Source organism: Pseudomonas mandelii (assembly GCF_900106065.1).
Classification (GTDB): Bacteria; Pseudomonadota; Gammaproteobacteria; order Pseudomonadales; family Pseudomonadaceae; genus Aquipseudomonas; species Aquipseudomonas mandelii.
On sequence record NZ_LT629796.1, the window covers coordinates 3,802,774 to 3,826,313 of the forward strand.

Consider the following 23,540-nt stretch of genomic DNA (forward strand, 5'->3'; position numbering starts at 1 on the left):
TGAGACCGGACATCGCCACCTTTTTTATCGCTATTACATAGCACCTTCTTTCTTCCACCCCAAATACCGCGTCACCAACCCGGCCCCCAACTCTGAGGGCCGGGCATCCACCACCGGCACTCCATGAGCACTCAACTGCTCATGGAGTTGCGCCCGGTCATTCAGGTAATCCACCGTCCCGCAATAGGCCAGCGCCTCCGGCAAGGTTTGCACTGGCGCGTGCCGCAAATCGTCGAGCACGTCTTCGCGCAGACTCGCCACCAGCACCCGATGCAGTTTGCTCAGGCGTTTGACGGCGGTGAGCAGTTCGTCGTCGTCTTCGTCACGCAGGTTGGTGACCAGCACCACCAGCGCCCGGCGTTTCTGGCGGGCCAGTAGCTGGGTGGCGGCAGCGTGGTAGTCGGCGGGGCGTTGGGTGCTGTCGAGGTCATAGACGGTGTTGAGCAACACATTGAGCTGCCCCGTGCCTTTGACCGGGGCGAGGTAGTGCGCGCGATCACTGGCGAACGTGCTCAGGCCCACGGCATCACCCTGGCGCAGGGCGATGTAGCTGAGCAACAGGCAGGCATTGAGTGCGTGATCGAAATGGGCGAGTTCGCCGTCCTGGCTGCGCATCCGGCGGCCGCAATCGAGCATGAAGATGATTTGCTGGTCGCGCTCGTCCTGGTACTCACGGGCGATCGGTGTACGTTGGCGGGCGGTGGCTTTCCAGTCGATCTGGCGCAGGCTGTCGCCTTCACGGAATTCGCGCAGTTGATGGAATTCCAGGCCCAGGCCACGACGCTGGCGCTGGCGCACGCCGAGCTGGCTGAGCCAGTTGTCCACCGCCAGCAGTTCACCGCCATAGAGACGGGCGAAGTCGGGGTAGACGCGGGTGCTGTCGGTCACGTTCAGCAGGCGTTTGCCGGACCACAGGCCCATTGGACTCGGCAGGTTGATTTCGCAGTGTTCGAAGGTGAAGTGGCCGCGCTTGAGGGGACGCAATCGATAGCCCACAAGGCTCTGTTGACCGGGTTGCAGTGCTCCCAGCAGCGGGAGGTTTTCGAAGCTCAGGCCTTCCGGAACATGGTCGAAGATCTGGATGTTCAGTGGTTGATCAAAGTCATGCTCGACCTCCAGCCGCACTTCGCTCCAACGGCCGAGTGCAAGGCTGCCGGGCATCTGGCGTTGGAGGCGTGGCGAGGGCAAACGCTTGAGGCGAACGGCGTCGAGAACGGCCAGGGCCAGCAGCGCCAGCAACAATCCCCAGTTGATCGACAACAGGGTTGAGGGCATGTCGATGTCCAGTGTCCGCAACATGCCCAGCACGATGCCGATGGCGAGCAAGATGGCGAGCCAGATCAGCAACAGGCGCGACGGTTTCACAGACGCGGCGCCGGCACTTGATCGAGCAACTGCTTGAGCACCTGATCGACATCCAGCCCCTCGATGTCGAACTCGGGGGCGATCCGGACGCGATGGCGCAGCACCGACAAGGCGCAACCCTTGATGTCATCCGGGATCACGAAGTCGCCGCCACGCAGCAGCGCGCGGGCGCGGGCGCAACGCACCAGGGCAATGGACGCGCGTGGCCCGGCGCCGAGGGTCAGGCCTGGCCAGGTGCGAGTAGTGCGGGCCAGGCGCACGGCGTAATCGAGGACTTGATCGTCCAGCGGCAGGTCGCTGGCGATGCGCTGCAAGGCCATCACGTCCTTGGCTTGCAACACGGTGCGCAGCGGTTGCACGTCGAGCATGTCGGCGCGGGTCGAGCGGCTGACCTGGCGGACCATGTTCAGCTCTTGATCGGCGTCGGGGTAATCCATGCGCACCTTGAGCATGAAACGGTCGAGTTCAGCTTCGGGCAGTGGATACGTGCCTTCCTGTTCGATCGGGTTTTGCGTGGCGAGCACCATGAACGGTTGCACGATGGCCAAGGCGCGTCCTTCCAGAGTGACCTGGCGTTCCTGCATGGCCTCAAGTAACGCGGCCTGGGTTTTCGCCGGCGCACGGTTGATCTCGTCAGCCAGCAGCAAGTTAGTGAATATCGGACCCTTGCGCAGTTTGAACTGCTCGGTGTTCAGGTCGTAGACCGCGTGCCCGGTGACGTCGCTGGGCATCAGGTCCGGGGTGAACTGGATGCGCGCAAACTCGCCGCCGAAGCAGCGGGCGAGGGCACGCACCAGCAATGTTTTGCCCAACCCCGGCACTCCTTCGAGCAACACGTGGCCGCCGGCGATCAGTGCAGTGAGAACGTCGTCAATCACGCTGTTCTGTCCGATCACGGCTTTTTGCAACTCATTGCGCACGGCCTGGGCCAACTGACTGGCGCGCTGGCGTTGCTGGGCGGCGTGGGTCGCGCTGCCGGGCTCGATCTGTTGACTCATAGCGTGTTCCTCAAGGTTTGCAGGTGGGCGACCTGTCGACTGAACTCAGCGCTGGACAGCCGCTGTTTCGGTCGCGGGCTCATCGCCTGGCTGATGGCGCGTGTGGGCTGGCCGGTCAGGCGCGCGAGCACCAGCCATTGTTCGGCGACGCCGAGTTGTTCAAAGCCGGGGTGTCGGTGGCGGACACGGCGCAGGATGTCTTGCTGCAAGGCTTGCAACAGGCTGTGCTGACCGCTGCGGCGCAGCATGAAATCTGCGCTGGCGCGCAGGTGTTCCTGAAGTTGCCGGCGACCTTTCGACGCCGGTGCCAGCAGCGGACCCTTGCGTACCCCGACATGCCAGAGCGCAAGACCGATCAGGGCGATGAGGGCGATCAACGCCTGAGGGAAGTTGCGCAGCAGCAAGGTCAGCAGACTGTCGTGGTCGGTATTGAACAGCAGGGTCACGCGCGTGTCGGCGGTCAGGTACCAGAGCAGCCAGGCATTGTCGTATTGGGCAATGGCCGGGGTTTTCCACAGGTCGGCGTCGGTGACCACGATGATCGAGCCGAGCCCGTGTTTCAACTGCATCATGTGCGTGGCCTTGCCGCTGTTGGCCCAGGCTTGCGCGAGGTTATTCGGGTCTTCGAGGTGGAACGCCGTATCGAAACTGGCGTAGGCCGGCGCGTTCTCGTCTTCCAGGTACAGTTTGGTCAGTTTGGGGAACGGGTCGTCAAGGATGTCCGGTGGAGGCTCCTTGAGGTCTTTGCTCAGCGACTGATGCACCTGCACGCGATCGAGCAGCAGGTCATTGCTCTGGCCGGTCTTTTCATCCCACAGCGACTGGGCGACAAACAACAGGCGCCCGCCGGCCCGGGTCCAGTTCATCACTTGATCAATCTGGCGTGGGGTCATGTTGTAGCGATCACCGAGCAACAACAGGCTGTGCTGATGCGGATCGAGGCTGGGCAGCACATCGAGACTGTTGGCATGGCCGACGGTCAGACCCTGTTTGCGCAGGAAATGCTCGGCGGCCAGATAGGGATTGGCCTGGGCTTCGGGCGTGGGGCCGTGATCGATTTCGGCCTGATACGGCGTGGCTTTCAGGTACAGATAAACACTCAGCGCGCCCACCAGTACGGTGATGAACACGCCGACCGAAAGCCACCAGCGCCGGTTCAACGGACGGCTCCCGGGCCGAACAAGGTTCGCCAGCCGTCACACAGTTCCTGTTGCAAATGCGCGGGTGGCAATCGATGCCCGTAGGCCATGTTTTGCCAGTGCCCGGTCAAGGTTTTGCTGAAAGCGAGCAAGGCCGGTTGGTGCAGTTGTTCGACGCGTTGCAGCACCTCGCCTTCGGTGTCGGCGGGTTTCAGTACCATGTTGTGGTCGTGCAACAAATGGCTGAGCAGGGCGCGATAGAGCAACCCGAGGGCCGCGCGCGGGTTGGTTTGCCAGAGACTTTCAGCGCTGGCGGCAATGTCGGCGGGCAGGGTTTCGCGGCTCAGGTCCAGGCCGAATGCTTGCTGCGGTAACGGACGCGCGGCTCGTCGGTTCAACACCGGCCGACGACTGACGAATGCCTGCAACCAGTCGCGGTAACGCCAGATCAACACGCCGATGGCGCTCATTACGGCGGCCCAGAGCAGAACTTCAATCAGGTTGGCAATAAAGCCGAAACGCTGGCTGTCGAGCAGACTGGCCAAAGCCTTCAGCCATTCGGGTGTTTTCCCGTCCTCCGGGGTTTTGGTGTCGGGTTTGTCTTCGCCAAATCGATAGCGGGTCACCATTTCCTTGTTCGTGAACGGGGGCTGATCGAGGATTGTCTTGATGGTGTCCCTCGAGGCCTGGCTGGTCAGTGGTTGGTCCAGCAGACGTGGGCTGTCCGGGGTAATGACCGGCTCGGCGGCCCAGACGTTTTGCGTGGTCGGCACCAGCATTATCGCTGCCAGCAGCAGAGTGACCGCCGTAGTGCTGAGGCGTTGGCGCAATCGGCGGAACACCAGTTCGATGTCCCAGGCTTCCAGCACCGTGCGTCGATTCAGATAAAGGCTGAAACCGCAGGCCACGTAGATCGGTTCCCAGACAATCAGCACCAGCACGTAAAAGAAATTCGTCAGGTGTTCCAGCCAGCGCCAGTCCTGGCTGGCCACGTCGATCAAGGTCTGCCAGCTCCAGTCGAGTTCAACCTGCTGTGGCAGGAACATATAGAACAGCACCATCAGGCCAATCCACAGCGCGCTTTCCAGGTGCACGCCAATGATCGTCAACCACTGCGCTGCACCGGCGTTGCGCTGCAGCAACACCCGCAAGCGCTGCTGTCGTTCATCACCCGCCAGGCCTTCGAGTTGCACCACCGGCATCAGAAAGCTGCGGCTCAGGCTCAGGCGTCGCCAGGTCAGGCTGGCCAACAGTTGTGGCTTGAGCAGGTTCGGCCATTGGCGCAGCGCCTGTTTCAAGGTGGGCGTTTCGCCGAACATGGCTTTGGACAGGATATACAGCGGCAAGCGCTCGAATGCCGGTTTCAACCACCAAAAGATAAACACGGCGAGGGAGGGTGAATCCCACAGGAAAAAGCTGAGCAGCGCGAAGATCGGCAAGGTGATGATGGCCCAACTGGTCATCAGCAACCGTCGATGGCGCTGGCTCAGCAGCACGCCCAGGTCCATGGCTTCCCAGGAGTTGCGCGGGCGGATGACGACCGTGGCATCACTCAGGCGCATGGCGGTTCCGTCCGGCAAACAGCAAGTAAGTCGCCACCAACAACCAGAGCGCCGCGCCGACCAGGTATTTGGTCATGGGGGTCGGCGCGGTCATCGACGACCAGTAGGCTTCGATAAACGCGGCAATCAGCAGAAACAGCATGACGCCGCAGATCAGCAACACGCTTTTGCGCGCTGCCAGTCGCAACGCTTCGGCGCGGGGCAGGCGTCCCGGCGCGATCAACGCCCAGCCCAGTTGCAGGCCGGCGGCACCGGCCAGGGCGATGGCGCTCAGTTCGAACGCGCCGTGACCAATCACGAAGGACCAGAAGGTTTGCCCGAAACCGATGTGCGTCAAGTGTCCCGCCACCGCGCCGATCATCAAGCCATTGAACAGCAGGAAAAATGCGCTGCCCAGACCAAACAGCAACCCGCTGGCGAAGGTCTGAAAGGCGATGCCGATGTTGTGCATGATGTAGTAACCGAACATCACCCAGTCTTCGCTGGCGGCGCGTTCCGCCGAGCGGCCCAAGTGGCCGGCGACCGGGTCATACATGCTTTGCATCTCACTGACCTGCTCGGCTGGGATCAGGCTGTAGACCAGGTCCGGGAACAGATACACCAGCAGCGCAAAGCCGATCAGACTGCCAAAAAACATCAGGCTGGCGGCGAGCACAAAGCGCCATTGTTCGCGCACCAGCCGCGGGAAGCCGGCAAGGATAAAGCTCAGTATGTTGGTGCCCAGTCGACTGCGATGCCGGTAAAGCTGTTGATGCCCGCGCAGCACTTGTTGCTGCAACGAGTCGATCAGGAAACTGCTGTAGCCCCGTTCCTGAGCCAGTGCCAGTTGTTGGCAGAGCCGTCGATAGTCTTTCGGGAAACTGGCGATACCGGAAGCGTCCTTGCCGCGCTCCAGCTGTTCGAGCACCAGGGAAAACCGCGCCCATTCGGCCTTGTGGCGATTTTCGAAAAGGCTTTGCTTCATGCGGGCCCCAACAAACCACGAGCGATGGCGTTAAGTTCCGCCACGGCGCGTGGCGCGGGAACCTGCAAGGGTTGGGCAAGGATGGACGCGAGTTCATGGCTGCGCGCCTCGGAAAGTTCGCCCTGGCGCTCGGCAAACCCGAGGACGGCACGTTGCTCGGGTAGCGTCAGGGCAAAGGCCGGGCGCCGAGGCTGGACGTCGGGCAGTTGCGGTCGGGTCAATGGCTGTTCGCGGTAGATCACCAGCGTGCCGGCGGCCAGGTCACCGAGGCGTTTGAAGGAGGGGTGTTGCAGGCAACTGATGGCGCCGAGGAAGTAGCCAAACGGCAACAGGTCGACGAATCGCAACAGGTTACGCAACAGCGAGGCGGACCATCCGATCGGGGTGCCGTCGTCATGTACCACGCGCAACCCCATCCATTGTTTGCCCGGCGAACGGCCCTGATTGAGGACCTCGAACAGCACCATGTACCACCAGCTGACCCCGAACAGCAGAATCGAGCCCAGCCCGGCACCGAGTTTTCCCAGAAACGCCAACACGATAAACAGCACGCCGAGTATCAGCCCGCGCAACCCGAGGTCGATGGAGAACGCCAGCGCACGAACCATCAACCCGGCCGGGCGCAGTGGCAAGTCGATGCCTTCGGGCGTTTCGACTTGATACCGCGTGTCCAGTGGTGGGGGCAGCGTCGCATTCCTTGGCAGTGCTGTGGTCTCGAGCATGGGCAACCTTGATGTGGCCTGTTCGGGATTCGATGTCTGTCCGATGCTAGCAGCCTCTCGGGGGAAAACGACATAACTATGTATTGCACGTTGCGAAACCAGAAGTGATTGAATGACAAGTTACTGGCCGGGGCGGGATGTGAACGCCTAGACTTTGCCGATCTTCAGTTCAGGAACAGCCCGTGACCTCGATCTTCTGGTACGACTACGAAACCACCGGCATCAATCCCCGATGCGACCGCCCCCTCCAGGTGGCGGGGATTCGCACCGACTTCGATCTCAATGAAATAGACGAGCCGGTCAACCTCTTCTGTCAGCCCAGCGACGACATCCTGCCGCATCCAGCAGCCTGCGCGATCACCGGTATTACGCCCAGCCAGCTGGCCGAACACGGTTTGAGCGAAGCCGACTTCATGACCCGGGTGCACGCTCAACTGGCGGCACCGGGGACCTGCGGCGCGGGTTACAACACGTTGCGCTTCGATGACGAGATGACCCGTTACAGCCTGTACCGAAACTTTTTCGACCCGTATGCGCGCGAGTGGCAGGGCGGCAACAGCCGCTGGGACCTGATTGATGTGGTACGTGCGGCCTACGCCTTGCGCCCCGATGGCCTTGTCTGGCCAACCGATGATGAAGGGCGGGTGACGCTTAAACTCGAACGGCTGACCGCCGCCAATGGCATTGACCACGGCAATGCCCACGAGGCGCTGTCGGACGTTCGCGCCACCATCGCCCTGGCTCGGCTTATTCGCGAGAAGCAGCCGAAGTTGTATGACTGGTTGTTCCAGTTGCGCGGCAAACAAAAGGTGATGGATCAGATTCGGCTGTTACAGCCGATGGTGCACATTTCCGGACGATTCTCGGCGGCTCGCAGTTATGTCGGTGTGGTGTTGCCACTGGCCTGGCATCCACGCAACAAGAACGCCCTGATTGTCTGTGACCTGCATCTGGATCCCCAGGGGTTGCTTGATCTGGACGCAGAAACCTTGCGTCAGCGCCTGTATACCCGCCGTGATGACCTGGCCGACGGCGAATTGCCGGTGCCGCTCAAGCTCATTCATATCAATAAGTGCCCGGTGGTGGCGCCGCTGTCGGTACTTCGTCCTGACGATCAGCAACGCCTGGGGCTGGACATGGCGCTTTATCAGGATCGCGTACTGCGGCTAAGTGACGCACAACAAGTTTGGCGAGATAAAGTGTTGGCTATTTATGCCAGCGAAGATTTCACTCCGAGCCGGGACCCCGAACAACAGTTATACGATGGTTTTATCGGTGATCGGGATCGTCGTCTATGTGAGCAAGTCAGGGCCGCCGACCCCGCCCAATTATCACAACAGCAATGGCCTTTCGATGACGAACGTTTACCTGAATTATTGTTTCGTTATCGCGCACGCAACTTCCCCGATACGTTGAATTCCGAGGAGCAAGAGCGCTGGCAAACATTCTGTCAGCAACGTTTGTCGACCCCGGAGTGGGGGGCGCCCAATACGCTTGAAAGTTTCGTAGAAGCCGCAGCCCAATTGAGCGTTACTGCTACAACGTTTCAGCGAGAGGTACTGAGTGAATGGCAGAATTATGTCCAGGAATTACGCAAACGTTTGAATCTTTGAAAACGAAAAATGCCCGGGCTGTATTCCGGGCATAAAAAAACGCCAGCATCAGCTGGCGTTATTTTTTGTCACGGATAAGTCTTTGACAACCTATTGGGCTTAGCCCAGCAGGGTAGCCCAGCCTTCAACCACGTCACCGCCCCACTTGGCTTTCCACTCTTTCAGAGTCTTGTGGTTGCCACCTTTGGTTTCGATGACTTCGCCGTTGTGCGGGTTTTTGTATTGTTTAACTTTGCGAGCACGCTTGGTGCCAGTAGTTTTTACTGCGCCGCCACGTGGTGCTTTGGTCTTGGACTCTGGGTCCAGCAACGCGATGATGTCACGCAGGGACTTGGAGTATTCGCCCATCAGGGTGCGCAGTTTGCCTTCGAATTCCAGCTCGGTTTGCAGTTTGTCGTCTTGGGACAGGTTCTTCAAACGGGCTTGCAGCTCTTTGATAGCTTCTTCGGTGGCGCGATATTCGTTGATCAAGGACATGAGGACTACCTTATGTTGGGCGCTGGATGGCAGGGTGACAGTGCCGCAATAATAGTCAGGGTGTTTCATCAAGTAAACATTTAACCGGCTTTTTATTTAAATTAGTTGCGATGAATAGGGCGTCAATTCAACGCAGAGTTAAAAGTGTGATGCAGTCATCACAGATATTCACAATTGAGCGCTTGAAGATTGACTACAAGAACACCATCGCGCGGGTGGTGAGGGGTTGCCGGAATCTGTTCCACTGACCCGCGTGCAGGTCAATGTGTCATCGATACTGCAGTTTTGCTGCGCAATCGCTAGAATGGCGGCCTTTGCGAAGTTCTGGAGTTTCCCCCTCATGCGCACTTTTCGGCTGGTGATTGCTTGCCCGGACCGCGTCGGCATCGTTGCTAAAGTCAGTAACTTTCTGGCGTCACATAACGGCTGGATCACTGAAGCGAGCCATCACTCGGACAATCAGAATGGCTGGTTCTTCATGCGTCACGAAATACGTGCCGACTCGCTGCCTTTCGGTATTGAGGCCTTTCGCGAAGCGTTTGCACCCATTGCCGAAGAGTTCTCGATGAACTGGCGCATTACCGACACCGCGCAGAAAAAGCGCGTTGTGTTGATGGCCAGCCGTGAGTCCCACTGTCTGGCCGACTTGCTGCACCGCTGGCACAGTGATGAACTGGATTGCGAAATTTCCTGTGTGATTTCCAACCACGACGACTTGCGCAGCATGGTCGAGTGGCACGGCATTCCTTATTACCACGTGCCGGTCAATCCACAGGACAAAGAGCCGGCCTTCGCCGAAGTCTCGCGCCTGGTCAAACAGCACGATGCCGAAGTGGTGGTACTTGCCCGTTACATGCAAATCCTGCCGCCCGCGTTGTGCAGGGAATATGCGCACAAGGTCATCAACATTCACCACAGCTTCCTGCCGTCGTTCGTCGGCGCCAAGCCGTACCACCAGGCCTCGATGCGTGGCGTGAAGTTGATCGGTGCGACGTGTCACTACGTGACCGAAGAGCTGGATGCCGGTCCGATCATCGAGCAGGACGTGGTGCGCGTCAGCCACAGCGACAGCATTGAAGACATGGTGCGTTTCGGCCGTGACGTCGAGAAAATGGTGCTGGCCCGTGGTCTGCGTTATCACCTGGAAGACCGGGTGCTGGTGCATGGCAACAAGACCGTAGTGTTCTGATCGCCGCACATCACGGTTGAAATTCGAAGGGCCTGGGCGTTCAATCGCTTCAGGCCCTTCGCCGTTTCTGCACTGAGGACATGACCATGGCCGATCCACTCGACAAAGCCACTTCCAAGGCCCCCGCCACGTTGGGGGAGGGCTGTTTGAGTCGCTACGACCCGGATGAGATGAGCCCTGAAGACGGCACGGAGTTTCCCGGTGCGGCCGAGTTGTGGGAGCAGTTGCAGCAGCAACCCGAAGACAAGCCTAAGCCTGCTTGAACTTCATCAGTTTCTTCAGCAGCGGCCGCCCCAGCATCAGCAGAAACACCGGGCCGCCCACTACCAGGTAGAAGTAATACGTCACCGTCCGCCAGATCAGAATCGCCGCCGCGGCGGTGGATTTCCCCACCATGGGCGCCAACAGAGCCGCTGAAGTCAACTCCGCCGCACCCGCACCGCCCGGCAGCAGGCTGAATTGCCCTGCACTCAGCGACAGCATCTGGATCAGAAAGCACCAGGCCCACTGCAAGTCGGCCCCGAGCCCGCGCAACGCCAGATACAGCACGCTATACCGCAGGAGCCAATGCACGCAGGTCAGGGCAAACACCTTGATCAACGTCATAACGGGCAACTTCAGCGTGTCAGTGAACGCTGCCAGGAAATGAAGGAGCTTGCGTGCCCAGCGCAGGCGCGTGGTGCCTTTGACGTTGAGGCGAACGAGCAGTCGCCCGCTCAGGCGAATCAGCAGTCGATGGTAGCGCGCCACCACCACGCAACTGAGCAGCCCGCCAAACATGGAGACGGCGCTGACGATCAGCAGCCATTCCAGGCGTTCGCTGAGGTGCTGGAACAACGCATAGATCAGAATCCCGCTCAGCGCGCAGAGGAAAAACAGCAGATCGCTGAGTTGGTCCATGGCGAACACCGCGCTGCCCCGTGCCGGGCGCACGCCATTGCGCGCCAGTAGGGCCATGATGGTCAGCGGGCCGCCGCTGCCGCCTGGGGTGGCGCAGTAGGCGAACTCGGCGGCCATCACTACGCCAAGACTCTTCACCCGGCCGACCTTGTTGCACTGATCGCCCAGCAACAGGCGCAAGCGCAGGGTGTTCACCACCCAGCACAGCAAGATCATGCCGAACATGATCAGCAATTCATTCAAGGGGAAATTTTGCAGCCGCGACCACGTCTCGTTGCCGCCCAGCAGCAATGGAATCAGCACCGCGGCGAGCAGGGCGATAAACAGCAGAATGCCCCGGCTCATGCGGCGCGACCGAGACGATCACTGTGAAAAGAGAGCCACTGGGCCTTGGTCATTGGCACTCGCCCCTCATCGAGCAAGCGCTTGAGGGTTTGCAGCCAATAGTTGCGCGAAAATCCATGACGCATGTCCACCGGGTGCAGTCCAAGGCGAATCACCGGCGCGTGCCGCCAGCGCTGTTCACGCTGGTCGCTGATGATTTTCGACAGCCCCCGGCGCCAGGCACTGCGCGCACTCCAGACCAGTCCCGGCGCATCGATGGCCTTGAAGTCCGGCAGCCGATAGAGATGCTGTGAATCGCTGGTGTAGCCCAGCGGTAACTGGCGTAACGCCAGCCGAGTGCCTTCGCTCATCAACCATGCCGGGGCGACAAAGCCTTCCAGTGGCCAGTGATAACGATGGAACACTTCGATTCCGGCACGCAGGCGGGCGAGGGCGGCGGCTTGCGACAAGCTGTAAAACTCGCCTTCGTGGGTATAGATCCGGCGCATGAACCAGTCTCTGGGATTGCTGGGAGGAGGGCTTTCGTCGCAATGAAAGTAGCCGTGCAATGCCAGTTCGTCACCTCGGGCGACTCGGCTGGTCAGCCATCGGCGAAATCCCGGATGCTCGTCCAGGTCGTTGTGCTTGTGGAAGTTCGGCACCACCAGCCAGGTCATCGGCACCTCGCCCAGGGCATCGACAGCCTCGACAAAAGGCTGGTAATCGGCCCAGGTCTGCGGCGCAACGTCATGCAGCACGAGTACCAGGCTGGGCAGGCTCATGGGCTCAACCATTGGCGGTCAGCGGCCATTGGCTGCCGAGCACTGCGTGATAGTGCCCCAGCAGGCTGTCGACCACGGTGTCCCAGGCGTAATGCTGTTCGACATGGCTGCGGGCGCGCTTGCCCAGGGCGGCGCTGTCGTGGCTGAACAGCTCGCGGACGGCATTGGCCATCGCCAGGGGATTGTTCGGCGCGCAGAGCAAGCCGCATTGATCGGTGACGATTTCCTGAAAGGCCCCGGCGGCTACTGCCACCACCGGAATACCGCTGGCCATGGCTTCGAGGATCACCAGGCCGAAGGTTTCCTGATCGCCGGCATGCAGCAACGCGTCAGCGCTGGCCATCAAGCGCGCGACTTGCGTGGCCGGGCAGAACTCATCGACGACAGTCACGTTGTCCGGCACCACAGCGGGCATGGAAGAACCGACTAGCAATAAATGATAACGAGGCCCCAGACGTTTCATGCAACCGAGCAAGACCGGCAGGTTTTTTTCCTTGGAGCCACGGCCGGCAAAAATCAGCAGGCGGGTGTTTTCATCAATGCCTAACTCGGCCCGCAAGCCGCTGTCCCTTGCTTGGGGATTGAACGTTTGCAGGTCGACCCCCAACGGCTGGACAAACACATTCTTCACGCCAAGACCGATCAACTTGTCGGCCATGACCTGACTCGGTGCCAGCACCCGGTCGAAGTTGCCATACAGCTTGCGGACATAGGCCTCGACATTCGGGGTCACCCAATTGCCCATTCGATTGCTGACCAGCAGTGGCAGGTCCGAGTGATAAAAGCCGATCACCGGCACATCCAGTTGCCGGCGCGCATCCAGAGCTGCCCATGCGGTGAGGTAAGGGTCGCCGACTTCGATCAGGTCAGGCTGCAAATCATGCAGGACATTTCGCCATGGCGCCAAGCGGAGAGGAAAACGATAACCCTTGCCGAAAGGTAAGGCCGGGGCTGGAACTGAGTAGACGCCGTCATGCTCACTCAGGTGTGCCCCTGGAATCAGCAAACTGTGGCGAATGCCTGGCTTGATGCTCAGGCGACGGTGCTTGGCATCCAGATACGTGCGCACGCCACCGCTGGCCGGGGCGTAGAACATGGTGATGTCCGCGATATGCACAGTGAGCATCCCTCCGGTCCGTTGTTCTCCCTTGGTTGACCTTTATGAAGGATAGATGTTCGGTCGGGGTTTTGTGGCGCGCAGATCAGCGAGGTTTTTGCGGTGTATTTCAGACCGCCTTCGCGGGCAAGCCTCGCTCCTACACGTTAACGCTAATCCGTGTAGGAGCGAGGCTTGCCCGCGAAGAGGACCTCAATGCCGCATCAAATACGGAAACTGCCCACCAACTGCTTAAGACGTGCCGCCTGCTGCTCCAGGTCCGAACACGCCCGCAACGTCGATTGCAGGTTCTCCACGCCTTCCTGATTCAGCGTGTTGATCTCGGTAATGTCGACGTTGATCGACTCCACCACCGCCGTCTGTTCCTCGGTCGCGGTCGCCACCGACTGGTTCATCCCGTCAATCTCACCAATACGCAACGTCACGCTGTTCAAGCGCTCGCCCGCCAGGTTGGCGATTTCCACGCTGTCCTGGCTGTGGCGCTGGCTGTCGCTCATGGTGCTGACGGATTCGCGGGCGCCGACTTGCAGCTCCTCGATCATGGTCTGCACCTGCTGCGCCGATTCCTGCGTGCGGTGCGCCAGGTTGCGTACTTCGTCAGCCACCACGGCAAAACCACGCCCGGCTTCACCGGCGCGGGCCGCTTCGATGGCTGCGTTGAGCGCCAGCAGGTTGGTTTGCTGGGAGATGCTGGTGATCACTTCGAGAATCTGCCCGATGTTCACGGTTTTGCTGTTCAGCGATTCGATGTTGGTGCTCGAAGCGCTGAGCATGCTCGACAGTTGATTCATCGCTTTGATGCTGCGATCCACCACTTGCTGGCCATCTTCGGCGAGGCTGCGGGCATCGCTGGCCTGGCTGGACGCCTGGGCAGCGTTGCGGGCGATTTCCTGAGCGGCGGCGCCGAGCTGGTTGATCGCGGCGGCCACGCTGCTGGTGCGCGAGGCTTGCTGGTCGGAGTTGAACATCGACGAATTCGACGCGGCGACCACGCGCAGCGCGACTTCGTTGACCTGGCCGGTGGCCGAGGACACTTCACGGATCGAACCGTGAATACGTTCGACGAAACGGTTGAACGCTGTGCCTAGAACGCCGAATTCGTCGTTATTGACGATGGTCAGACGTTTGGTCAGGTCGCCTTCACCGTCGGCGATGTCTTCCATGGCGCGGGTCATGACGTGCAGCGGTTGGATCAGGATGCGGATCAACATGCCCAGCAACGCGATGATGATCGCCACGGCAATGATCGTCGCGACGACCGCCGAGGCGCGGAATTCGCTGAGCATCGAGAAAGCTTTGTCTTTATCGACCGACAGGCCGATGTACCAGTGGACCGATGGCAGGCCTTTAATCGCCGTGAAGGTGACGATGCGAGTCTTGCCGTCCACTTCGACTTCACTGAAGTCGCTGCTGATGCGCGGGGTATTGTTCGGGTACGCCTCGCTCAGGGACTTCATCACCAGGGCTTTGTCCGGGTGCACCAGGATCTTGCCGTCGGCGCTGACCAGGAAGGCGTAACCCATGCCGTCGAAATCACGGGCGCTGAGGGTGTCGATCAGGGTTTGCAGGCTCAAGTCGCCGCCCACCACACCCACGCTTTGCCCGGCCTTTTTCGAGGCGGTGGCGATTGAGATGATGGTCTGGCCGGTGGCCGCATCGATATAAGGTTCGGTCAGGGTGGCCGTGCTGCTGCTTTCGGCGCCTTTGTACCAGGGACGCACCCGCGGATCGAAACCGGCAGGCATTTTGGCGTCGGGACGAATCGTGAAGCTGCCGGTGGAGTCGCCCAGGTAGGACGCCATGAAAGTCGACGTCAGGGCTTTCTGCTCAAGCAGACTGGCGACGTTGGCCTGTTCAGGATTGACGGCTATGTTTTGAGCGAGGTTGTCGATCAGCAGGATACGGCCAGTCAGCCAGGTCTGGATGTTGCTGGCGGTGACGTCTCCCATCTCGTTGAGGTAATTGTCCAGGTCTTCGCGAATGGCGTTGCGCTGCAGGTAGTCGTTGTACAGTGTGAACGAGGCGAAGGCGGCAATGACGATGAGGGCGGCGGCAAGCAAGATTTTATGGCTGAAACGCAGGTTTTTGTTCATGGCTTGGGGTTCCGCTAAGGTCTTAATGTCCTGAGCGTGCTTTTATAAAGGCACGCAAAATGGGCAATGTTGAAAAAAAGCTGATATTTCCATCCTCTCCTTAGGGAATTACCGACGCTATTTTCGGATTGGTCTCACAACTATTTGTATCGGCCGTGCAGGATCAAAGATTAACCATGGGTGACAAAATGCCTGACTCATCGCAACTCGTTATCGGCGCTGACCTTGCCGGCCAGCCTATCTCCCAGGCCATGCGCCTGGCGAACCGTCACGGCCTGGTTGCGGGCGCTACCGGGACCGGTAAAACCGTCACGTTGCAGCGACTGGCCGAAGCCTTCAGCGACGCGGGCGTGGCGGTGTTCGCGGCAGACATCAAGGGCGACCTGTGTGGCCTGGGTGCTGCCGGCAACCCTCAAGGCAAAATCGCCGAGCGGATCGCCGGGATGCCGTGGCTCAACCACAAGCCTGCGGCTTACCCGGTCACCCTGTGGGACATTCACGGTGAGTCCGGTCATCCCTTGCGCACCACCTTGAGCGAAATGGGGCCGTTGCTGATCGGCAGCCTGCTGGAGTTGACCGACAGCCAGCAGTCGGCGCTGTATGCGGCGTTCAAGGTCGCGGACCGCGAAGGGCTGTTGCTGCTGGACCTCAAGGATCTGAAGGCGCTGCTCAATCACCTGCGTGACAACCCTGAGTTGCTGGGGGACGACGCGGCGTTGATGACCACCGGTTCCAGTCAGGCGCTGTTGCGGCGTCTGGCGACCCTTGAGCAACAAGGTGCCGAAGCGCTGTTCGGTGAACCGGCGCTGCAACTCGAAGACATTCTGCAACCGACGGCTGACGGCCGTGGGCGCATCCATTTGCTGGATGCCAGTCGTCTGGTCCACGAAGCGCCGAAGGTGTATGCGACATTCCTGCTGTGGTTGCTGGCCGAGTTGTTCGAGCAACTGCCGGAGCGTGGCGATTCGGACAAACCGCTGCTGGCACTGTTTTTCGACGAAGCGCATTTATTGTTCGCCGACACGCCCAAGGCTTTGCAGGATCGCCTGGAGCAGGTGGTGCGGCTGATTCGTTCCAAAGGCGTGGGCGTGTATTTCGTCACGCAATCACCGGGCGACTTGCCGGATGACGTGCTGGCTCAGCTCGGCCTGCGCATCCAGCATGGTTTGCGCGCTTTCACCGCCAAGGAGCAGAAATCCCTGCGAGCGGTGGCGGAGGGCTTCCGGCCGAACCCGGCGTTTGATGCCCTGTCGGTGTTGACCGAACTGGGGATCGGCGAGGCGCTGGTCGGCACCTTGCAGGACAAGGGCACGCCGGAGATGGTCCAGCGTGTCTTGGTCGCCCCGCCGCAATCGCGGATCGGGCCGTTGACCGAAACCGAGCGCACAATGCTGATCGCCGGGTCGCCGTTCAAGGGGCGGTATGACAAGCCGGTTGATCGGGAATCGGCGTATGAAATATTGATGGGCCGTAAAGGGTTGGCGCCGGAGCCTGAGGCCGTTCCGGGTAAACCGGCCGCCGAAGAGCCAAGTTTCACCGACAAGGCCGGGGAATTCCTCGGCACGGCGGCGGGGCAGGCGCTGAAATCGGCGATGCGCCAGGCGGCCAATCAATTGGGCCGGCAGCTGGTACGCGGACTGATGGGCTCGCTGCTCGGTGGCAGTAAACGCCGCTGACAACCACTGGCCGGACACAACCCTGTAGGAGCGAGCGGTGCGGCGATCCTACAGGTGAAATATCAATTTCAGGTTTTGGGTTTGGCGTGCGCCGCAAGGCGTTCCAGCGCCGCTCGCAGATTCGGATCGCTGATGCCATCGGCCGTGGCCTGAATGGTTGCGCCGGCATCCGTCGACAAACTGATGGTATGCCCCGCCGCCCCTTGCTGAACGGTGGGGGGCTGCACTTTGAACAGAATCCGCGTCAGGCTGGCGAACTCGTCGAACATCTGTAACTGGCGTTGCAGGCGTTTTTGCTGGTAACGCAGGCGGGTGGCCCAATGACCGTCAGTGACGATCAGCAGTAAACTGCCTTCGCGCCACGAGGCCACATGGCAATGCTCGCGCGCAGCAGGCTGCAACTGGCTTTCGAGTAGACGTTGCAGATGACCCAGGCGTTGAGCATGGCCAAAAATGGCTTTCAGCGGCTTGGCTTCGCGAAGCAGAACGGCGGGTGCTCTGGCCGTGAGAGGGCGAAATGCCATGATCAGACACCTGAAGTAACAGAGCCGCCATGGTAGCAGAAAGCATCACATGCGCCCGACCCATTGCTTTGCGAGCGCTTTACCCATTAAATCAACAAGTAACTTCTGCCGCGAATGGCTTGAAGTTGCGCAAAAAGCCCTTATTTTAAGTGAGCCCCGTCACAGCGCAGTGCATGCATCGTGGAACAACGCCACTTTCCTCACCATCGTTTCCGGGTAGAATGCTCGTTCGCATGCGGCCATGAGGGCTGCACGGGCGACTCACGGGGCCGCCCTCCATCCCTTTAGTGTGGAAGATCCTGCCGATATGTTTGCGCCTTTGTTAAAGAAACTTTTTGGAAGCAAGAACGAGCGTGAAGTCAAACGCATGCTCAAGACGGTGCAACTCGTCAATGCCTTCGAAGAGCAAATGGTGGCCCTTTCGGACGATCAATTGCGTGCCAAGACAGACGAGTTCAAGGCCCGCATCGCCAAAGGGGAAACCCTCGACAAGCTGCTGCCAGAAGCCTTTGCGGTCGCCCGCGAAGCCGGTAAGCGTGTCATGGGTATGCGCCACTTCGATGTCCAGCTGATTGGCGGCATGACCTTGCATGAAGGCCAGATCGCGGAAATGCGTACCGGTGAAGGCAAGACCCTGGTGGCAACACTGGGCGTTTACCTCAACGCACTGTCCGGCAAGGGCGTGCACGTTGTGACGGTGAACGACTACCTGGCCCGTCGTGACGCCAACTGGATGCGTCCGCTCTACGAATTCCTCGGTATGACGGTCGGTGTGGTCACCCCATTCCAGCCGCCGGAAGAGAAGCGCGCTGCTTACGCCGCCGACATCACCTACGGCACCAACAACGAATTCGGTTTCGACTACCTGCGCGACAACATGGCGTTCAGCATGGAAGAAAAATTCCAGCGCGAACTCAATTTTGCCGTGATCGACGAAGTCGACTCCATCCTCATCGACGAAGCCCGTACCCCGCTGATCATTTCCGGTCAGGCCGAGGACAGCTCCAAGCTGTACATCGAGATCAACAAACTGATCCCGCAGCTGGAATTGCACGTCGAAGAAGTGGAAGGCGAAGTCACCAAGGCTGGCCATTACACCGTTGACGAGAAGACCCGTCAGGTCGAGCTCAACGAAGCCGGTCACCAGTTCATCGAAGACATGTTGACCCGCGTCGGCCTGCTGGCTGAAGGCGAGAGCCTGTATTCGGCGCACAACCTGGGCCTGCTGACCCACGTTTATGCCGGTCTGCGCGCTCATAAGCTGTTCAATCGCAACATCGAATACATCGTGCAGGATGGCCAGGTCGTCCTGGTCGACGAACACACCGGCCGCACCATGCCGGGTCGCCGTTTGTCCGAAGGCCTGCACCAGGCCATCGAAGCCAAGGAAAACCTGAACATCCAGGCCGAAAGCCAGACCCTGGCCTCGACCACGTTCCAGAACTACTTCCGTCTGTACAACAAACTGTCCGGCATGACCGGTACTGCGGACACCGAAGCGTTCGAATTCCACCAGATCTACGGTCTGTCGGTGATGGTCATTCCACCGAACAAACCGCTGGCGCGTAAAGATTACAACGACCTGGTGTTCCTGACCGCCGAAGAGAAATACGCGGCGATCATCAACGACATCAAGGAATGCATGACCCTGGGCCGTCCGGTGCTGGTGGGGACTGCAACCATCGAAACGTCCGAGCACATGTCTGCGTTGCTGCAGAAGGAAGGCATCGAACACAAGGTCCTGAACGCCAAGTTCCACGAAAAAGAAGCCGAGATCATTGCCCAGGCCGGTCGCCCGGGTGCGCTGACCATCGCCACCAACATGGCCGGTCGCGGTACCGACATTCTGTTGGGCGGCAACTGGGAAGTGGAAGTTGCGACCCTGGAAAATCCGACCCCTGAGCAGATTGCCCAGATCAAGGCCGACTGGCAGAAACGTCACCAGCAAGTACTGGAGTCGGGCGGCTTGCAGGTGATCGCTTCCGAGCGTCACGAATCGCGCCGTATCGACAACCAGCTGCGTGGTCGTGCCGGTCGTCAGGGTGACGCCGGTTCCAGCCGTTTCTACCTGTCGCTGGAAGACAGCCTGATGCGCATCTTCGCCTCTGACCGGGTGAAGAACTTCATGAAAGCCTTGGGCATGCAGTCCGGTGAAGCGATCGAGCACCGTATGGTGACCAACGCCATCGAGAAGGCTCAGCGCAAGGTTGAAGGTCGTAACTTCGACATTCGCAAGCAACTGCTCGAGTTCGACGACGTCAACAACGAACAGCGTAAAGTGATCTATCACATGCGTAACACGTTGCTGGCCGCCGACAACATCGGTGAAACCATCGCCGACTTCCGTCAGGACGTGCTCAACGCGACCATCAGTGCGCACATTCCACCGCAATCGCTGCCAGAGCAGTGGGACGTGGCCGGTCTGGAAGCTGCGTTGCAGAGCGACTTCGGTGTGGCGCTGCCGATCCAGAAATGGCTCGACGAAGACGATCACCTGTACGAAGAAACCCTGCGCGAGAAGCTGATGCAGGAGCTCATCGCTGCCTACAACGAGAAAGAAGATCAGGCCGGTGCCGACGCACTGCGCACCTTCGAGAAGCAAATCGTTCTGCGTGTGCTCGACGACCTGTGGAAAGACCACCTGTCGACCATGGATCACCTGCGTCACGGCATCCACTTGCGTGGTTATGCACAGAAGAACCCGAAGCAAGAGTACAAGCGCGAGTCCTACACGCTGTTCTCCGAGCTGCTGGATTCGATCAAGCGCGACTCGATCCGTGTGCTGTCGCACGTTCAGGTTCGCCGCGAAGATCCGGAAGCAGAAGAGCAACGCCTGCGTCAGGAAGCCGAGGCATTGGCGGCGCGCATGCAGTTCCTGCACGACGAAGCGCCTGGTCTTGAGCAACCGGAACTGCTCGGTGAAGAGGTCGATGTCGCCCTCGCCACTGCACCGGTTCGCAACGAACAGAAGCTGGGCCGTAACGAACTGTGCTACTGCGGTTCGGGCAAGAAATTCAAGCATTGCCACGGGCAGATCCAGTAAACCCGTTTCATACGCTGAAATACCCGCGCCGCGACCGGCATCAGCCGTCGCGGCGTTTTGCCATTTACACCACCGTTCTTCCTGAGAGCGGTGCTGACATCATTTATTAAGGAGCGCATTCATGGCTGTTGGTCTTGGTCCTTTGCCAACGTTGCACCCGGTTGCCGGTTTTGAACTCGGTATCGCCTCGGCCGGCATCAAGCGCCCGGGGCGCAAGGATGTTGTGGTCATGCGCTGCGCCGAAGGCTCCACGGTCGCGGGCGTGTTCACCCTGAACGCCTTTTGCGCCGCTCCGGTGATTCTGGCCAAGCAACGAGTGCAAGGCCCGGTACGTTACCTGCTGACCAACACCGGCAATGCCAACGCCGGCACGGGCGAACCTGGCCTGGCCGCCGCCGAGCGCACCTGCGCGAAACTGGCTGAATTGACCGGCGTTGACGCCAGCCTGGTGCTGCCGTATTCCACCGGTGTGATCGGTGAGCCGCTGCCGGTCGAGAAAATCGAAGGTGCGCTGCAAGCCGCCCTTGACGACCTGTCAGTGAATAACTGGGAAGCCGCCGCCACCGGCATCATGACCACCGACACCTTGCCCAAAGGCGCCAGCCGCCAGTTCCAGCATGACGGCGTGACTATTACCGTTACCGGCATCAGCAAAGGCGCGGGCATGATCCGTCCGAACATGGCGACCATGCTCGGCTACATCGCCACCGACGCCAAAGTTTCCCGCGACGTGTTGCAGAATCTGCTGCTGGACGGTGCCAACAAGTCGTTCAACCGCATCACCATCGACGGCGACACCTCGACCAACGACTGCTGCATGCTGATCGCCACCGGTCAGGCCGCGCTGCCGGAAATCACCCGCGCCGAAGGCGAGTTGTTTGCCAAGCTGAAACAAGCCGTGTTCGAAGTGTGCATGGACGTGGCCCAGGCCATCGTGCGTGACGGCGAAGGCGCGACCAAATTTGTGACCGTTGAAGTCAATGGCGGCGGCAATCATCAGGAATGCCTGGACGTCGGTTACACCGTGGCGCACTCGCCGCTGATCAAGACCGCGCTGTTCGCGTCCGACCCGAACTGGGGCCGCATCCTTGCTGCCGTTGGCCGTGCCGGCGTGCCGAACCTGGACGTCAGCAAGATCGACGTGTTCCTCGGCGAAGTCTGCATCGCCAGCCGTGGCGCCCGCGCCGCGACCTACACCGAAGCCCAGGGCGCGGCGGTGATGCAGCAGGAAGAGATCACCATCCGTATCGAACTGGGTCGCGGCGATTGCAGCGAAACCATCTGGACCACCGACCTGTCCCACGAATACGTGAAGATCAACGCCGAATACCGCACATAAGATAGATCGCTTTCGCGGGCACGTCGGATCGCCCGCGAAGACGGCCGACCAGACACTGCAAATGCTGGCCCGCTTCCCTTCTCAAAAGGTCCCGAACATGAGCCTCCACCTGATCATCGGCGACAAACTGCTTTCCTCCTGGTCCCTGCGCGGCGCACTGGCCCTTGACCTCACTGGCGCCCCGTACACCGAAGAACTGATCAAGCTGGGCCAGCCGGACACCCGCGAACGCCTGCTCAAGCATTCGCCGACCGGCAAAGTCCCGCTGCTGAAATCCGTGCACGGCACCATCGCCGATTCTCTGGCGATTGCCGAATACCTGGCCGAGCAATTCCCCGACGCTGGCCTCTGGCCCAAAGACACCGCCGCCCGTGCCCAGGCCCGTTCGGCCTGTGCGCAGATGCACGCCGGGTTCTTTGCCATGCGCGGCAACATGCCGTTCGACCTGAGCCGCGACGCACCGCTATCGCCGACGCCTCCTGAGGTTCAGGCAGACATCGAGCGCATGCTGGCGTTGTGGGCTGAATGCCGTGCGGTCGCCACTGAAACCGGTCCGTTCCTGTTCGGTGGCGCGACCCTCGCCGATGCCTTCTTCGCCCCGATTGCCGTGCGCCTGCGCACCTATCAGGTGAAATTGCCGGCGGTGGACGAAGCCTACGTTGAAACCGTCTATCAATGGCCGTCGTTCAAGGCCTGGCAGAAGGCTGGCCTGGAGGAGATTGGGCAGTGAAACGAGTACACGTAGCCGCCGCCGTTATCCGCGACAGCAGCGGCAAGATCCTTATCGCACGCCGTGCCGACACCCAGCACCAGGGCGGCTTGTGGGAATTCCCCGGGGGCAAGGTCGAGGATGACGAATCCGTCGAAAGCGCATTGGCTCGCGAACTCCAGGAAGAGTTGGGCATTGTGGTCAGCGCTGCGCGACCGTTGATCAAAGTCCGCCACGATTACCCGGACAAGCAAGTGTTGCTGGACGTTTGGGAAGTTTCGTCCTTTACCGGCGAGCCCCATGGCGCCGAAGGCCAGCCTTTGGAATGGGTGGGCCAACGTGATCTGCTGAGCTATGAGTTCCCGGCAGCCAACCAGCCGATCGTGGCGGCTGCACGTTTGCCTGCGCAGTATTTGATTACGCCTGAAGACCTGGAAACCCCGGCCTTGCTGCGTGGAATCCAGAAAGCCATCGCTGGCGGCATCAAGCTGATCCAGCTGCGGGCACCCAACGGCTACGATCCGAAATACCGCGATCTGGCGGTGGATGCGGCGGGGCTGTGTGCTGGCAAGGCGCAGTTGATGATCAAGGGCCCGTTCGAGTGGCTGGGTGACTTCCCGTCCGCCGGCTGGCACATCACGTCAGCGCAGTTGCGCAAATATGCAGCGGCGGGTCGACCGTTACCGGCGTCGCGCTGGTTGGCGGCGTCTTGCCACAACGCTGAAGAGCTTGCGCTGGCCGAGCAGATGGGCGTGGATTTTGTGACCTTGTCACCGGTGCAGCCGACCCAGACTCATCCGGATGCGCTGCCGTTGGGCTGGGAGCAGGTGGCGGCGTTGATCGACGGTTTCAGCAAACCGGTGTTCTTGCTCGGTGGTGTTGGCCCGGCGGAACAGCAAAAGGCTTGGGAGGCGGGGGCGCAGGGAGTGGCGGGGATTCGGGCGTTCTGGCCTGATTCTGTGATGTAGCCACCGGCCTCATCGCGAGCAGGCTCGCTCCCACCT

Annotated in this window: 20 protein-coding genes and 1 pseudogene; 8 read left to right on the forward strand and 13 right to left on the reverse strand. The window is 60.3% G+C overall.

From position 1 onward, the window contains the following. Positions 1–33 precede the first annotated feature (33 nt). Genes BLU63_RS17545 through BLU63_RS17570 form a run of 6 tightly spaced genes read right to left on the reverse strand, consistent with a single transcriptional unit; the run spans position 34 to position 6,750 of the window. Positions 34–1,365 carry a DUF58 domain-containing protein gene (locus BLU63_RS17545; RefSeq protein ID WP_010457551.1) on the reverse strand — a complete coding sequence of 444 codons (1,332 nt, stop codon included), beginning with the start codon at positions 1,363–1,365 and terminating at the stop codon, positions 34–36. Continuing rightward, positions 1,362–2,363 (reverse strand): AAA family ATPase, encoded by a 1,002-nt coding sequence (locus tag BLU63_RS17550; protein ID WP_010457549.1) that lies wholly within the window; start codon positions 2,361–2,363, stop codon positions 1,362–1,364. The genes BLU63_RS17545 and BLU63_RS17550 overlap by 4 nt, the downstream gene beginning before the upstream one ends. Then, positions 2,360–3,523, reverse strand: a complete 1,164-nt coding sequence (locus BLU63_RS17555) for a DUF4350 domain-containing protein (RefSeq protein ID WP_010457547.1) — start codon at positions 3,521–3,523, stop codon at positions 2,360–2,362. Before BLU63_RS17555 ends, BLU63_RS17550 begins: the two co-directional genes overlap by 4 nt. Beyond that, positions 3,520–5,064: a DUF4129 domain-containing protein gene (locus BLU63_RS17560; protein ID WP_083375879.1), complete on the reverse strand. Its 1,545-nt coding sequence runs from the start codon at positions 5,062–5,064 to the stop codon at positions 3,520–3,522. The genes BLU63_RS17555 and BLU63_RS17560 overlap by 4 nt, the downstream gene beginning before the upstream one ends. Beyond that, positions 5,051–6,028, reverse strand: coding sequence for a stage II sporulation protein M (locus tag BLU63_RS17565; RefSeq protein WP_083375880.1), 978 nt, complete (start codon positions 6,026–6,028; stop codon positions 5,051–5,053). Before BLU63_RS17565 ends, BLU63_RS17560 begins: the two co-directional genes overlap by 14 nt. Next, positions 6,025–6,750, reverse strand: coding sequence for an RDD family protein (locus tag BLU63_RS17570; protein WP_010457542.1), 726 nt, complete (start codon positions 6,748–6,750; stop codon positions 6,025–6,027). Before BLU63_RS17570 ends, BLU63_RS17565 begins: the two co-directional genes overlap by 4 nt. 182 nt (positions 6,751–6,932) lie before the next feature. On the opposite strand from BLU63_RS17570, the gene sbcB reads away from it, so the two are divergent. Next, positions 6,933–8,363: an exodeoxyribonuclease I gene (sbcB, locus tag BLU63_RS17575; protein ID WP_010457539.1), complete on the forward strand. Its 1,431-nt coding sequence runs from the start codon at positions 6,933–6,935 to the stop codon at positions 8,361–8,363. A gap of 99 nt (positions 8,364–8,462) precedes the next feature. On the opposite strand, the gene mvaT is transcribed toward sbcB, so the two are convergent. After that, the gene (gene mvaT / locus BLU63_RS17580; RefSeq protein ID WP_007933316.1) at positions 8,463–8,840 is read right to left on the reverse strand and encodes a histone-like nucleoid-structuring protein MvaT; all 378 of its coding nucleotides are present in this window, start codon (positions 8,838–8,840) and stop codon (positions 8,463–8,465) included. A 340-nt stretch (positions 8,841–9,180) separates the two neighbouring features. Here mvaT and purU point away from each other — a divergent pair, with 340 nt between their 5' ends. Beyond that, positions 9,181–10,029 carry a formyltetrahydrofolate deformylase gene (gene purU, locus BLU63_RS17585; RefSeq protein ID WP_010457535.1) on the forward strand — a complete coding sequence of 283 codons (849 nt, stop codon included), beginning with the start codon at positions 9,181–9,183 and terminating at the stop codon, positions 10,027–10,029. Between the two features lie 86 nt (positions 10,030–10,115). Next, on the forward strand, positions 10,116–10,292 hold the full coding sequence (locus tag BLU63_RS33045) for a hypothetical protein (RefSeq protein ID WP_010457533.1): 177 nt from the start codon (positions 10,116–10,118) through the stop codon (positions 10,290–10,292). Here the strand turns inward: BLU63_RS33045 and BLU63_RS17590 are convergent. From BLU63_RS17590 to BLU63_RS33985, 5 genes and pseudogenes are all read right to left on the reverse strand, one after another. Then, a complete protein-coding gene (locus BLU63_RS17590) occupies positions 10,279–11,274 on the reverse strand; it encodes a lysylphosphatidylglycerol synthase transmembrane domain-containing protein (protein WP_077748713.1) in 996 nt (331 codons plus the stop codon). The genes BLU63_RS33045 and BLU63_RS17590 overlap by 14 nt on opposite strands. Then, entirely contained in the window at positions 11,271–12,047 is a 777-nt protein-coding gene (locus tag BLU63_RS17595) for a DUF2334 domain-containing protein (RefSeq protein ID WP_083375881.1), read from the reverse strand. Before BLU63_RS17595 ends, BLU63_RS17590 begins: the two co-directional genes overlap by 4 nt. Further along, positions 12,040–13,161: a glycosyltransferase family 4 protein gene (locus BLU63_RS17600; RefSeq protein WP_083375882.1), complete on the reverse strand. Its 1,122-nt coding sequence runs from the start codon at positions 13,159–13,161 to the stop codon at positions 12,040–12,042. Before BLU63_RS17600 ends, BLU63_RS17595 begins: the two co-directional genes overlap by 8 nt. A gap of 194 nt (positions 13,162–13,355) precedes the next feature. Next, positions 13,356–14,120 carry a methyl-accepting chemotaxis protein gene (locus BLU63_RS33980; RefSeq protein ID WP_427701491.1) on the reverse strand — a complete coding sequence of 255 codons (765 nt, stop codon included), beginning with the start codon at positions 14,118–14,120 and terminating at the stop codon, positions 13,356–13,358. 93 nt (positions 14,121–14,213) lie between these two features. Then, positions 14,214–15,245, reverse strand: a pseudogene (locus BLU63_RS33985) (HAMP domain-containing protein); the annotation flags it as partial. A 188-nt stretch (positions 15,246–15,433) separates the two neighbouring features. Between BLU63_RS33985 and BLU63_RS17610 the strand changes: the two are divergent. Continuing rightward, complete coding sequence (locus tag BLU63_RS17610) at positions 15,434–16,921, forward strand: helicase HerA-like domain-containing protein (RefSeq protein ID WP_010457524.1); 1,488 nt, start codon at positions 15,434–15,436, stop codon at positions 16,919–16,921. A 68-nt stretch (positions 16,922–16,989) separates the two neighbouring features. On the opposite strand, the gene BLU63_RS17615 is transcribed toward BLU63_RS17610, so the two are convergent. Then, positions 16,990–17,445: a DUF721 domain-containing protein gene (locus tag BLU63_RS17615; RefSeq protein ID WP_008147416.1), complete on the reverse strand. Its 456-nt coding sequence runs from the start codon at positions 17,443–17,445 to the stop codon at positions 16,990–16,992. 307 nt (positions 17,446–17,752) lie between these two features. Between BLU63_RS17615 and secA the strand changes: the two genes are divergently transcribed. The 4 genes from secA to BLU63_RS17635 all read left to right on the forward strand — a co-directional run bounded on the left by secA (position 17,753) and on the right by BLU63_RS17635 (position 23,504). Further along, positions 17,753–20,488, forward strand: coding sequence for a preprotein translocase subunit SecA (secA, locus tag BLU63_RS17620; RefSeq protein ID WP_010457520.1), 2,736 nt, complete (start codon positions 17,753–17,755; stop codon positions 20,486–20,488). Positions 20,489–20,609: 121 nt separating this feature from the next. Next, complete coding sequence (gene argJ, locus BLU63_RS17625) at positions 20,610–21,827, forward strand: bifunctional glutamate N-acetyltransferase/amino-acid acetyltransferase ArgJ (protein WP_010457517.1); 1,218 nt, start codon at positions 20,610–20,612, stop codon at positions 21,825–21,827. 97 nt (positions 21,828–21,924) lie between these two features. Continuing rightward, positions 21,925–22,557: a glutathione S-transferase family protein gene (locus tag BLU63_RS17630; RefSeq protein WP_010457515.1), complete on the forward strand. Its 633-nt coding sequence runs from the start codon at positions 21,925–21,927 to the stop codon at positions 22,555–22,557. Further along, a complete protein-coding gene (locus tag BLU63_RS17635) occupies positions 22,554–23,504 on the forward strand; it encodes a Nudix family hydrolase (RefSeq protein WP_010457514.1) in 951 nt (316 codons plus the stop codon). Before BLU63_RS17630 ends, BLU63_RS17635 begins: the two co-directional genes overlap by 4 nt. Positions 23,505–23,540: the final 36 nt, after the last annotated feature.